The organism is Microbacterium testaceum (assembly GCF_006539145.1).
GTDB classification, from domain to species: Bacteria; Actinomycetota; Actinomycetes; order Actinomycetales; family Microbacteriaceae; genus Microbacterium; species Microbacterium testaceum.
Genome location: NZ_BJML01000005.1, coordinates 34,687 through 47,070, shown reverse-complemented (window position 1 = coordinate 47,070; position 12,384 = coordinate 34,687). Strand labels below are relative to the sequence as shown.

The window sequence follows — 12,384 nt, the reverse complement described above, 5'->3', positions numbered from 1 at the left end:
CGCTGAGGGCATGCCCTTCTCCCCCCGCGGATGGACCGTGTGATCGACGTCGCCGAGCACCTCGCCGCCGTTCTCGAGCAGGTCGTTCCGCTCGCCCCCGAAGCCCGGGCGGTGGCCGCTGCCCGCGGTCGAGTGCTGCGGCATCCCGTGTTCGCGAATGTCGACGTCCCGGGCTTCGACAGCTCGGCGATGGACGGGTTCGCCGTGCGCGACCTCGGCGCACCCGCCACTCTGCGCGTGGTCGCCGATCTGCCCGCGGGCACCGACCTCGATCCGGGGGTGGATGCCGGCGAAGCCGCGCGCATCATGACGGGGGCGCCCGTGCCGACCGACGCGACGGCGATCGTCCCGTTCGAAGACACCGAGGGCGGGCTCGCCGGCGGGCTCGACGCGGTCACGGTGCTCATCGCTCCCCGCGGGCCCGGGGCGCACATCCGGCATCGCGGCTCGGACGTGCGGGAGGGTGAACTCGTCGTCCCCGAGGGTGTGCGTCTGACCGCCGCCCGGCTCGGCGCGATCGCGGCCGCCGGGGTGGGAACGGTCTCGGTGTCGCGCGCGTCGCGGGTGGCGGTGGTGTCGACGGGCTCGGAACTGCAGCCCGCGGGCCACCCGCTCCGCCGCGGTCAGATCCCCGAATCGAACAGCGTGCTGCTGGCCGGTCTGGCCGAGGAGTCCGGGGCCGAGATCGTGCTGCGCGCGAGCGTCGGCGACGAGGGCGACGGACCACGTCGGGCCATCGCTGCCGCCGAAGCAGCAGGGGCCGACATCGTGGTGTTCTCGGGAGGGGTGAGCGCGGGTGCGTACGAGGTCGTGAAGAACACCCTCGGCGACCTCATGCGTTTCGACCGGGTGCGCATGCAGCCGGGTAAGCCGCAGGGCTTCGGCCGCACCCCCGCCGGCACGCTGCTGTTCGGTCTGCCCGGCAATCCCGTGAGCGCCGCGGTCTCGTTTGAGTTATTCGTGCGTCCGGCCGTCCGTGCTCTCGAGGGCGACGCCGACCTGGGGCGCGAGACGTTGCGCGTCGCGCTTTCCGAGGGGCGCCGGGCCCGGCCGGGCCGCGTGCAGTACGTGCCGGTGCGCCTCGACCGCTCCGACCCCGCCCGATGGGTTGCGACTCCCACCTCCCACGGAACGCGCGGACTCGGTGACGCCGACGGTCTCGCCGTCATCCCGCCGAGCGAGAGAGACGTCGCGGCCGGGGAGCTCGTCACGGTCACGCGATGGTGAGCGTCGATGCCATCCTCTTGGCCGGGGGGAGGGCCTCACGACTGGGCGGGGCGACGAAGCCGCTCGTGCGCGTGGGTGGGCAGACGCTGCTGCGTACGGCGGTGGACGCGGTCCGAGCCGCCGGTGCTCGACGCGTCGTCGTCGTCGCCCCCGTTCTCGACGATGCGCTCGAGGTGACCTGGACGCGAGAAGAGCCGCCCTTCGGCGGCCCGGTCGCCGCGATCATCGCCGCCCTCGGCCACGTGGATGCCACGGAGGTCTTCGTCGTCGCCTGCGATCTTCCGACCGCTGGTCCGGCGGTGGCGCTTCTGGGCGATCCGGTCCCCGACGCTGCGGACGGGGTGTGCCTCGACGACGGTCGACGCCAGTGGCTCATCGGCCGTTACCGGGCCGCGGCGCTGCGGGCTGCGGCATCCGGTGTCTTCGAGGGTGGGCGCGACGCGTCCATGCGGGCGCTCCTGGGCGGGCTGAGGGTGGAGCCGGTGCCGGCCGACCCCGCGTTGACGCGCGATATCGACACCTGGGAAGACCTGCGAGAGGTGGCATCGGAAGGGCCTTCGGCGACCTGACGAGAGGGGTCGTCAGCTCGCTCCGTGTGCGAAGGCGGCGTCGATGAGTGTCGATGCGGCCGCGCGCGCGGTGCCCGCGGCCTCGGGCGTCCCGGCGATCGCGGCGGTGGTCTGGGCGCCCTCGGCGAGGATGGCGAGCTGGGGAGCGAGGAAGGCCGGAGCCCCCGCCGCCTCGACGAGCTTCGCGACGTATCGCTGGAAATCGGCCTTGTGTGCGCGCACCGCGCGGGCGACGCCGGGGTTGGCGGCTCCCAATTCGCCGAAGGCGTTGATGAAGCCGCAGCCTCGGAAGTCCGCCTCGTCGAACCAGTGCGCGAGGTAGTCGTAGACCGCCAGCAGCCGTTCGCGAGGGTCGTCGATGCGCTCGACGGCGTCGGTCACCCCGTCGGTCCACGTGCCGTGGCGCTTGTCGAGGACCGCGACGATCAGGTCGTCTTTTGCGGGGAACTCCTTGTAGAGGGCTCGGAGCGAAACGCCGGCGGTGTCTCGCACGGCATCCATCCCCACCTGACCGATGCCCCGCCCGTAATAGAGGGCGTCGGCGGCATCGACGATGCGGTCGCGGGTCTCGGTCATGTCCTCAGTCTAGTTGACGCGAGAACGATCGTTCTCTATGGTGAGGAGCGAAGGTGAGAACGATCGTTCTCACCCGTCGCTTCGCAGAACCGTCGTCAAGAAGGAGCCCCGACCATGTCCGGAAACCCGCACGAGATCGCCCTCGAACCCGCCGCGCAGCAGTTCGTGGATGCCACCAGCGAACCGCCCTTCCTCTACCAGCTGCCGCCGGCCGAGGGGCGCGCCGCCGTCGACGGCGTTCAGGACGATCCCATCTTCAAGCCCGAGATCGACGAGGAATGGATCGAGGTCGCGGGTGGTCCGAGCGGCTCGGTGAAGGTCCGCATCGTCCGCCCGCGGGGTGCGAGCGGTGTGCTGCCCGTCGTGATCTACATCCACGGCGCAGGGTGGGTCTTCGGCGACGCGCACACGCACGACCGTCTCGTGCGCGACCTCGCGGTGGGAACCGGAGCCGCGGTCGTCTTCCCCGAATACGACCGCTCACCCGAGGTGCGGTACCCCCACGCGATCGAGCAGGTGTGGGCGACCGCCCAGTGGATCGTCGCCGAAGGGGCATCGAAGGGCCTCGACGCCTCACGCGTCGCGGTTGCGGGCGACTCGGTGGGCGGCAACATGTCGGCCGCCCTCACCCTGCTCGCCAAGGAGCGCGGCGGTGTCGACCTCGCCGCGCAGGTGCTGTTCTACCCGGTGACCGACGCGGCCTTCGATACCGAGTCGTACCACCGCTTCGCGGAGGGCTACTTCCTGTCGCGCGACGGCATGAAGTGGTTCTGGGACCAGTACACGACCAGCGAAGACGACCGCGCCCAGATCACGGCGTCGCCGCTGCGCGCCACGCTCGATCAGCTCGCGGGACTCCCGCAAGCGCTCGTCATCACGGCCGAGGCCGACGTGCTCCGCGACGAGGGCGAGGCCTACGCCGCGAAGCTCCGTCAGGCGGGCGTGCCCACCACCGCCGTCCGCTACCAGGGCATCGTGCACGACTTCGTGATGGTGAACGCGCTCCACGACACGTACGCGGCGCAGGCGGCGGTCGCTCAGGCCGTCGCCTTCCTGTCGAAGGCGCTCGCGGCGTAATGCCGGCCGGCCCGGGCTGTGCTGTGGAGCATGGTCCGGGCGGACGGTCGTCAGGACGCGTTCGGTAAACGGCGAACCCGCGTGGTCGAGAGCGGCGTGTGTAGCGGTCTCGGTGACTCGTCCTCGGATGCCACCTCCTTCGGGCCGAGTCGTGGGACGATCTCCCCACGGCCCGAGGAGGAACCATGACCGAGTCCCGCACGCTGCCCCCCGAAGCGCTGAACGACTGGAGCGCCGCTCTCGCGGAGCGCTTCGGTCTGGCGGAGGGCGACATCCCCATCTCTCTGATCCTCGACCTCGCGCGCGACGTCGCCAACGGTGTCGCCCGGCCCGCGGCCCCACTCAGCGCCTTCGTCGCCGGTCTCGTCGCCGGTCGGGCGGGCGGCTCACCCGCCGACACTGAGGCCGCCGTGGCGGCGGTGGTGCAGATGGCGCGCGAGTGGGAGAACCGCTGATCGGGCGCCCGTATCGCTGATCGGGCGTCGTCGGCCGCGGCACCGAGCGGCGCTCACGGGGATCGCTCGGGACCCGGCGAGCGTCGCTGGCCGGTGTCACTCGAAGAGGCCCGAGGTGGGCGCGCAGCCCGTCGTGCTCGCGACCGCGGCCGCAAGAAGAGCGATCGCCAGATATCGACGCATCATCTATCGACTTTCGTTCGGTGGGGGAAACGGGCTGAGGCGAGCGGTCACGGCCCCACATACTCCCCGCGAGGACGCAGCCGCATGGCCTGCTCGGCGTACTCCGCGGCGATGTGCGCGATCCACCCGACAACCCGCCCGAGCACGAAGATCGTGCCCGCCGCGTCCTCGGGGAGGCGGGCCCCGGATGCCAGTGCCGCCAGCGCCAGGTCCACGTTGGGCCGCAACCCCGCACGGTCGGCGACGACGTCGGACAGCCGCCGCACGGCATCCATCGTCCCTTCCCCGTCGGGCAGTGCGACCAGGAGCGGAAACAGGGCCGCGGCCCGATCGTCGCCCCCGGCGTAGAGCGGATGACCGAAGCCGGGGATGCCGTTGCCCTCGTGCAGCGCATCGACCAGCGCCCGCTCGGGTTCTTGCCCGCGTCGCACGCGCGTGAGCAGGCGGGCGGTGCGGGTCGCCGCGGAGATGTGCAGGGGCGAGTCGGCCGCGCCGAGCGCGGCGCTGACGGCGGCGTATCCGTCGGCGCGGGCCGAGGCCGCGACCCGCGCGGCGAAGGTCGACACCGCGAGATCGTGGTCGATCAGCAGGACGAGCGCGGCGTTGACGGCGGCGATGGTCGCCGGGTCGGTCGGCGCGTTCCAGACGCTGACCAACGACCGCGCGATGTCGGCGTCGGGGCGGCCGCCGAGCGCGACGGGAAGACCGGTGAGGAGCGTCCACCCGATGCGGTGGGCCGACGCGGTCGACGCGTCGTAGCGCAGCGGATCGTCGGCGGCGAAGCCGGTCAGGGCGGCGCGCAGGCGGTCCATCGACCCCGCGTGCAGAGGGAGGGCCTCGACCATCGCGCGGGCGCTGCCGATCGCCGGGTCGGGAGCGTCCACGCGCTCCTCGTCCCACAGCCAGGCCACGACCTCGGCGAACGGACGATCCATCAGGTCGCGGGCGCGTCGGCCCCGGTACAGCAGTTCGTCGTCCTCGATGTCGGCGACGTCGGTCTGTACGACACCGAGGGGCATACCGGTCGTCGGATGGGTCGGCATCCGAGTGGCCGTCCGGCGACGACCGGCGGCGAAGGCTTCGACCTCGAGCGCATCGAAGGTGGAGCCGTGGGACTCGCGCTCGCGGCGAAGGAGTCCGCGCGAGACGTAGGCGTAGACGGTCTCCGGCTTCACACCGAGCCGAGCGGCCACCTGTGCGGCGGAAAGGCGGGGGAGGGGAGCGCTCATCTTGATCCGATCAACGTTGACGCTGTCGTCGTCATGTTCGCACACTGAGCGCATGAGCGACCTGATCGATGTGCCCCGCGGACTGAACGGCGTCGTCGCGGCCGAGACGACCATCAGCGATGTCGACGGCGACGCCGGCGTCTACCACTACCGGGGCTCCTCCGCGGTGGAGCTGGCGCGCACGCGTTCCTTCGAGGACGTCTGGCAGCTACTGGTGGTGGGGGAACTCCCGGATGCCACGACCCGAGCCACCTTCGCCGCGCGCGTCTCGGCCGCACAGGCCGACCCCGCCCTGCCCGGGCTGATCGCCGCGGTCACGGCCCGCACCGATCAGCCGCTCGCGGCACTTCGCGCGGTGTGGACGCTCGCGGCATCCGCCCGCTCGTCCGCGGCGCTGTACGACCTCGATTCCGATGCGCGGCTCGACGAGGCGATCGCCTTCGCCGCCCTGGCCCCGCTCGCTCTCGCGCCCGGGGCGGCGGGCGGTCGCGGCGTGGTGGCCGACTACCTCGAGCGCGTGACCGGGACGGCTCCCGACGACGCCCACGTCCGCGCACTGTCGGCCTACCTGGTCGCGGCGATGGACCACGGCTTCAACGCCTCGACCTTCACGGCCCGGGTCATCGCGTCGACGGGGGCCGACATGGCATCCTGTCTCTCCGGCGCGCTCGGCGCGCTCTCGGGGCCGCTGCACGGCGGAGCCCCGGCCCGCGCCCTCGACAGTCTCGACCGCGCGGACGACGACCCCGCCGCCTGGATCGCGGGAGAGCTCGATGCGGGACGCAGACTGATGGGCTTCGGGCACGCGGTGTACCGCACGGCCGATCCGCGCTCCGAGCTGCTGCGCGAGGTCGCGCGCGGCCTCGGCGGCGACCGCGTGACCCAGGCGCTGGCCTTCCAAGAAGAGGCCGAGCGTCAGCTCGCACAGCGCCGGCCCGAGCGCCCGCTGCACGCCAACGTCGAGTTCTACGCCGCGGTGGTGATGGAGCAGTGCGGTATCCCGCGCGCGATGTTCACCCCCACCTTCGCCCTCGCCCGCACGATCGGATGGACCGCGCACGTGCTCGAGCAAGCGCGGGACCCGAAGATCATCCGACCGGCGGCGCGGTATGTGGGGCGGGTACTCGTCGGCTGAGGCGAGTCGGGTGCGGGTGCACAGATGAGGGCTTCTCCGCCGATTCATCGCCTCCTCAGGACAACATCCTCAGAGTCCGTTCGGTACAGGTTCGCTCGCGTTCTCGGGTTCGTCACCCGGGGTTGGGACGGTCGCCTTCGGCTCACCCGCCCACTCGAACGGGTGCCGCCGCCCACCCCCATCTCCGACCCCTGAGGATGACAGTGACTACCCGTTCCCGCCGCGTGACATCCGCGCGCTTGCTCTCCGCCGCCCTGGCCGTCGCCGCGACCCTCGGCTCCCTCGGCTTCGGTGCGACCGCCGCCCAGGCGGCGACCAACCCGCAGCTGCAGCCTGCCCTGACCGCACAGGATCACGCCATCACCGATGTGCCCGGCCTCGTCAACGGCCGCGAGCTCGGGTCCTTCGTCGGTGCCGGCGCGCAGATCGTCGATGCTCCGCGTCTGCTTCGCACGGAGTCGCTCGACAAGGTCACCTCTGCCGGCGCCCAGACCCTCGCGAGCAAGTACCACGTCGACCTCGTCATCGACCTGCGCACCCCCGCGCAGGTGTCGGCGAAGCCCGACGTCACGGTCCCCGGCGCCCAGTACGTGAACATCTCGATGTTCGGCAGCGACGGGAACTACAGCGATGACACGGCGATGTACCACGACCTCGTCGACAAGGGATATGTCAGCCCCTCGTCGCCCGGCGTCATGATCGGCGCCTACGCCCAGATCCTTCGGCTGATGTCGGCCCACACCACCGGGACCGTCCTCATCCACTGCTCGCACGGCATGGACCGCACCGGTACCGTGATGGACCTGCTGTACCGCATCCTGGGGGTCGGCAGCTCCGACATCCTCCACGACTATCTGCTGTCGAACACGCAGCTCGGCGTCACCTGGGCCACTCCCGCGCTGCTGCAGGGCACGTTCGAGGCGGACGTCGCGAAGAAGTACGGCGGCCTCGACGCCTACATCTCTCAGACCATCGGCGTGACACCGACCGAGGCCACCGCTCTGCGCTCCCGCTTCCTCGTCTCGAATGACGCAACCGCCTCGAGCATCAGCGTCGGGGGTGTCGGTGTTCCCCTGGACACCGCCGCCGACACCGGTGGCGCGGTCGTGACCGCCCCGATCGCGACGCTCTCGGCATCCGACGTGCGGGTGACGACCTCGAGCGCTGCGGCTACCTCGGCGGTCACCGTGTCGGGCCAGACGGCCACCGTCACGGTGACGGCCGAAGACGGCACCACGATGAAGACCTACACGATCACCGTCGCTCTCCCCACCATCGCGCTCGCGCAGGGAACGAACATCGCGGCAGGCTCGACGGTGCACGTGACCGGCGCGGGCTTCGTCGCCGGGGCAGGCTACGACGTGGTCGTGCACTCCACGCCCACGGTCATCGGCCACCTCACTGCCGCCGGCGACGGGTCGATCACCGCTGACGTGATGCTGCCGGCATCGCTGGCGACGGGGGCGCACACGCTGTTCTTGGCGGATGCCAACGGCAACGCCGTGAGCGCTCCCCTGTCCGTGACGGTGCCCGCGGCCACCGCTACCGCCGCGAGCACCGGCTCCTCCGGTCCCTCGGTGGCAACCGGGGGGACGGTGATCGCACAGCCCGCGCCATGGCCGTGGATCGCCCTGGGCGGCCTCGGTCTGGTGCTGCTGGCCCTCGTCGGCGTGACGCGCCGCGCGCGCTCGCGCTTCGGACGCTGAATGAACCGGTTTCTCCGGTCTCTGCGGCGGTGGCGGCGGGGAGACATCCTCGCCGCCACCGCGGTGGCCGCCGCCCTGGGGCTGATCGTGACCGCGGGCATCGCGCTCGGCCCGTTCTTCGCGCCTCCCCCGGCTTCGGCGGGTGACGGTGGCCCCTCGGCGGCGCAGCACGATCTCGCGGGCAATCCCGTGCAGCTCGACGGGCCCGACCCGGTGCCGAGCGCATCCGCGACGCCAGAGGGCGTCGGCAGATTCACCGCACCGTCGGTGGGACTCGACGTCCCGCTCGGAGCCATGAACGTCGTCGATGGCGTCCTGCAGCCGCCCGGCTTCACCTCGGCGTACTGGGTGCGCAACCTCGGGGTCTCGCCCGACCGGGCGGACGCGGGCACCGTGTTCGTCGTGATGCACTCCCTGCGCGGGGGCGGCGTCGGCCCGGGCAACGCGCTCATCGACGTGGACGCAGCCCGGGCGCGGATCGCGGTCGGGGCCGACATCTCGGTCGCCGACGTGCACTATCGCGTCGATCGAACGCAGGTCGTGGACAAGACCGCCATCGGGAGCGAGGCCGACGTGTGGGCGAACACCGCGGGCAGGCTTGTCGTCGTCACCTGCCTCCAGCGATCCGACGGTCTCCCCTCGACCGAGAATCTCGTGATCGAGGCCCGGAGAGTCACCTGAACCGAGCAAGGGGCGCCGGAGCCGCCTCTCGGCGGTCTCGCCCGTCGGGAGCGAACGCGGCGGACAGGATCGCGGGCCTCTCGCGAGCACCCGCGCGGAGGCCCGGACGAATGGTCGGATGCCGCGGACGATCGGTCGGGCGAGGGCGGCGGCGCTGAACGAGCATCGGAACATGACCACGACCGCTCCCGTTCCGACCTCGCTCTCCGCCCCACCCTCGATGCGGTACGGCGGCCTCATCGTCGTGATGCTGCTCAGCTTCTTGCTCGTCACGGCGGAGTTCCTCCCGAACGGCGTCCTCACCGAGATGGCCGCCTCACTCGGCATCACCCCGGGCCAAGCCGGCCAGACCGTCACGGTCACGGCCCTGGCCGGTCTGCTCGTCGCCCCGACGGTGGGCCTGCTGTTGCCCCGGCTCGACCGTCGCACGCTGCTCGTCCTGGCGGCGGCCGCGGCCGCGCTCTCGAGCCTCGTGGTCGCGATCGTGCCGAGCCTGGTCGCCATCCTCATCGCCCGGTTCCTGCTGGGGGCAGCGATCAGCTCGTTCTGGTCGATGTCGATCACTGTGGCGGCACGCCTGTCGAGCCCCGAACGCATCGGCCGCGCCGTCATGTTCGGCTCCGCGGGGCTGTCGCTGGCCACCGTGGCGGGCGTCCCCCTCGGTGTCGCGCTGAGCGAGGCGCTCGACTGGCGGCTCGCGTTCCTGCTCGTGGCTGTGGCGACCGCGACGGTCGGCATCGCGGTGCGCGTCGTGCTGCCGCCCGTCCCGGCGGCAGCCGCGTCGAGCCTCGGCATCCTGGTCGACACCCTCCGTCGCCGGGGTGTGGCGGGTGGCATGGTCGGTCACGTGCTCGTCGTCCTCGGCCACTTCCTCGCCTACACCTACGTGCGTCTGTCGCTCGAGCGCATCCCCGACGTGGAAGCGGGCACCATCGTGCTGCTGCTGGCCCTGTTCGGGGTCGGCGGGTTCGTGGGGAACATCCTCGTCGGGATCATCGTCGACCGCGCCTTCGCGCGTCTGGCCGTCGTCGGTCCGCTGGTCATCGCGCTCGCCGTGGCCACCGTGGTCCTGCTCCCCTCGGCGGTGGGGGCGGTTGCGGCCGCCGTCCTGGTCTGGGGCTTCTTCTTCTCGTCGTGGCTGATCATCGTGAACACCTGGGTCGGGCACCGCATGCCCGACCGCCTCGAGGCGGGCGGCAGCCTCATCGTCACCGGCTTCCAGCTCGCGATCACCATCGCGGCCGGCCTCGGCGGCCTGCTCGTGGACGCCGCGGGAGTCGTGACGGTGGACGCCATCGGCATCCTGCTGCTCGTGATCGGCGCCGTGCTGTTCGGCCTCTCCCTGCGCCGGCGTTCCCTCGCGGGCTGACGACCACGACCCCGTCGCTACCGATGGAGCGGCGGGGTCTCAGGCGGTGAGCGACCGACGAGCGCTGCGCCACTCCGACGGGGCGACCCCGGCATGACGCCGGAACGCGCGGCGGAATCCCTCGTCGGAGGCGTAGCCCAGAGCCCGCGAGGTCTCCGAGACGGGGGTCCCCGCGTCGAGAAGGTCTTCCGCGCGGCGCATCCGCACCGCCGTCACGTACGACGCGGGTGAGGTGCCGAACACCTCGCGGAACCGTGCGGCGAATACCGAGCGCGACATCGCGCCGAGCGCCGCGAGCTGATCGATCGTCCACTCGCGACCGGGGTCGTCATCGACGGCGGCCGCCACGCGGGCGAGGAACGGGTCGGCGGTGCGCGGCGGCCATGACGCGTCCTGCTCGGACGCCGCCCACGCGCGCAGCGCCGACAGCAGAACGGTCGTCACCATGAGCTTGCAGATGGTCTCGTCGCCGTGGCGGTCGAGGGCGGCCCCCGGTGCGGGGACGCCGAGATGGGCGGCGAGACCGGCCGCAGCGGGCTCGGCGCGGGCGAAGCCGCTGACGAACACCACCGGCGGCAGGGCGCGGGTGTGCACGGTCGCGACGACCTCGAGGGGGACGACGGTCACCTCGGCGCCGGACTGCGACGCCAGCTCGAGTGGGTGGCATCCGAGCGAGATGAACGCGTCTCCCGTGAGCAGGGTGCGCCCGCCCTCGACCGTCGTCGCCGCGCCGGACGGTGCGTTGACCGAGCATCCCGCTCGCGCGGCGCTGACACCGGTGAGTTCGCCCGAGCGGACGTACACGATCGCCGCTTCCCCGCGTGACAGCGTCACCCTCTCGCCCGCCGATAACGACGGTCGCCAGGCGTGTCCGGGGTGGACGTCGATGTTCGACAGAGCGCTCTCGAGCGCGGCGCGTGACGTCATGAGAGCGGAAACCCCGCTCGTCTCGGCGCTATTCCGCGCCGCGTCAGCCCAAGAGCTCGAGGCCGCTGAACAGTCCGATCGTCACGGAGAGCAGACCCGCCGCCACCCCCGCGATGAACCCCGCCGCGGCGAGCTCGCGCGCCATGCGGGCGTTCAGGCTCACGATGCCGCAGACGAACGAGATCACGGCGAGCACCCACATGCCGATCTGGATCCACATGAGGTTGTCGACGTCGGCGATGGCGCTCGCCGTCGCGACGAAGAGGTACCAGGCGATGACGATGACGCCGGTCACGATCGCGACGACGGACGCGATCCTCAGGTCGCCTTTCGGTGTGGGAGGAGCGGGCGGCTCGTCGCGCGGCGGGATGTCGACGGCCGGTTCCAGCGAATCGGGGAGGTCGTCGTCTGCCATGTCTCGATCCTCCCAGGTCGCGAGGCCTTTCGGCGAGGTCTTGACGGGCCTCGCCGCGGGCGACCGCGCCTAGGCTCGAGGAGATGAGAACCGTCGGAGTCGACCTCGCCGCCGGAGCCCCCGGCACGGCCCTCGCCGAGATGCACTGGGCCGATGGCGCGGCCCGCCTCACGCGGCTCGAGATCGGGATCCAGGATGCCGACATCGTGGCATCCGTCGCTTCTGGCGACGCGTGGCTCGGGGTGGACTGCCCGCTCGGCTGGCCCGACGCGTTCGTCGACTTCGTGCAGGCGCACCACGCCGAGGCGGACCCCGCGCTCGGCCCGGTCGACGGAGGGGCGGAGTGGCGCCGCTCGCTCGTCTATCGCCACACCGACCACGTCGTGCGCGAACGCATCGGGCGCTGGCCGCTGAGCGTCTCGACCGACCGACTGGGCGTGACGGCGCTGCGCGGCGCGGGACTGCTGCGGCGGTTGGCCGAGGCCGGATTCCCGGTCGATCGCGCGGCCGAAGGGCGCCTGTTCGAGGTGTATCCCGGCGGTTCGCTGCGCCTCTGGGGCTTCGACACGAGCGGGTATCGAGTGGATGCCACCCGCCGGGCGCTCCTGTTCGACGCCCTGACCGAGCGGGCACCGTGGCTCGACGTCGGCGGGTTCGCTCCCCTGGCGATCGCGAAGGCCGACGCCTTCGACGCCGTCATCGCCGCTCTGGCCACTCGCGCTGGAGCCCTCGGATCGTTCGAGCGCCCGGCATCCGGAATGCTCCCCATCGTTCGGCGCGAGGGGTGGGTCGTGCTGCCGGACGGGGCCCTCGAGACGCTGGCGGCGACATAGGC

The 12,384-nt window shown here is 72.0% G+C and carries 13 protein-coding genes; 9 read left to right on the top strand and 4 right to left on the bottom strand.

Features of this window, described 5'->3' with window-relative positions:
• The first annotated feature begins 30 nt into the window (after positions 1-30).
• Both MTE01_RS08880 and mobA read left to right on the top strand, forming a co-directional pair.
• Complete coding sequence (locus tag MTE01_RS08880; RefSeq protein ID WP_246078147.1) at positions 31-1,227, top strand: molybdopterin molybdotransferase MoeA; 1,197 nt, start codon at positions 31-33, stop codon at positions 1,225-1,227.
• The gene (gene mobA, locus MTE01_RS08875; RefSeq protein ID WP_141376950.1) at positions 1,221-1,796 is read left to right on the top strand and encodes a molybdenum cofactor guanylyltransferase; all 576 of its coding nucleotides are present in this window, start codon (positions 1,221-1,223) and stop codon (positions 1,794-1,796) included. The genes MTE01_RS08880 and mobA overlap by 7 nt, the downstream gene beginning before the upstream one ends.
• A 12-nt stretch (positions 1,797-1,808) precedes the next feature.
• Here the strand turns inward: mobA and MTE01_RS08870 are convergent, their stop codons facing one another.
• The gene (locus MTE01_RS08870) at positions 1,809-2,372 is read right to left on the bottom strand and encodes a TetR/AcrR family transcriptional regulator (protein WP_141376948.1); all 564 of its coding nucleotides are present in this window, start codon (positions 2,370-2,372) and stop codon (positions 1,809-1,811) included.
• Between the two features lie 114 nt (positions 2,373-2,486).
• Between MTE01_RS08870 and MTE01_RS08865 the strand changes: the two genes are divergently transcribed.
• Both MTE01_RS08865 and MTE01_RS08860 read left to right on the top strand, forming a co-directional pair.
• Entirely contained in the window at positions 2,487-3,449 is a 963-nt protein-coding gene (locus tag MTE01_RS08865) for an alpha/beta hydrolase (protein WP_141376946.1), read from the top strand.
• Between the two features lie 185 nt (positions 3,450-3,634).
• Positions 3,635-3,904 carry a DUF6457 domain-containing protein gene (locus tag MTE01_RS08860; protein WP_103207226.1) on the top strand — a complete coding sequence of 90 codons (270 nt, stop codon included), beginning with the start codon at positions 3,635-3,637 and terminating at the stop codon, positions 3,902-3,904.
• Between the two features lie 230 nt (positions 3,905-4,134).
• Here MTE01_RS08860 and MTE01_RS08855 read toward each other — a convergent pair whose 3' ends face one another.
• Positions 4,135-5,316: a citrate synthase gene (locus tag MTE01_RS08855; protein ID WP_170210665.1), complete on the bottom strand. Its 1,182-nt coding sequence runs from the start codon at positions 5,314-5,316 to the stop codon at positions 4,135-4,137.
• Between the two features lie 52 nt (positions 5,317-5,368).
• Here MTE01_RS08855 and MTE01_RS08850 point away from each other — a divergent pair, with 52 nt between their 5' ends.
• The 4 genes from MTE01_RS08850 to MTE01_RS08835 all read left to right on the top strand — a co-directional run bounded on the left by MTE01_RS08850 (position 5,369) and on the right by MTE01_RS08835 (position 10,207).
• Complete coding sequence (locus MTE01_RS08850; RefSeq protein WP_103207223.1) at positions 5,369-6,451, top strand: citrate/2-methylcitrate synthase; 1,083 nt, start codon at positions 5,369-5,371, stop codon at positions 6,449-6,451.
• A 197-nt stretch (positions 6,452-6,648) separates the two neighbouring features.
• Positions 6,649-8,157, top strand: a complete 1,509-nt coding sequence (locus MTE01_RS08845; RefSeq protein ID WP_170210664.1) for a tyrosine-protein phosphatase — start codon at positions 6,649-6,651, stop codon at positions 8,155-8,157.
• Entirely contained in the window at positions 8,158-8,838 is a 681-nt protein-coding gene (locus tag MTE01_RS08840) for a class F sortase (RefSeq protein WP_141376940.1), read from the top strand. It begins immediately after the preceding gene.
• Positions 8,839-9,010: 172 nt separating this feature from the next.
• A complete protein-coding gene (locus MTE01_RS08835) occupies positions 9,011-10,207 on the top strand; it encodes an MFS transporter (RefSeq protein WP_141376938.1) in 1,197 nt (398 codons plus the stop codon).
• Between the two features lie 39 nt (positions 10,208-10,246).
• Here MTE01_RS08835 and MTE01_RS08830 read toward each other — a convergent pair whose 3' ends face one another.
• A complete protein-coding gene (locus MTE01_RS08830; RefSeq protein WP_141376936.1) occupies positions 10,247-11,134 on the bottom strand; it encodes a helix-turn-helix transcriptional regulator in 888 nt (295 codons plus the stop codon).
• Positions 11,135-11,177: 43 nt separating this feature from the next.
• Entirely contained in the window at positions 11,178-11,549 is a 372-nt protein-coding gene (locus MTE01_RS08825) for a hypothetical protein (protein WP_116239615.1), read from the bottom strand.
• 83 nt (positions 11,550-11,632) lie between these two features.
• Here MTE01_RS08825 and MTE01_RS08820 point away from each other — a divergent pair, with 83 nt between their 5' ends.
• Positions 11,633-12,382, top strand: coding sequence for a DUF429 domain-containing protein (locus MTE01_RS08820; protein ID WP_141376934.1), 750 nt, complete (start codon positions 11,633-11,635; stop codon positions 12,380-12,382).
• Positions 12,383-12,384: the final 2 nt, after the last annotated feature.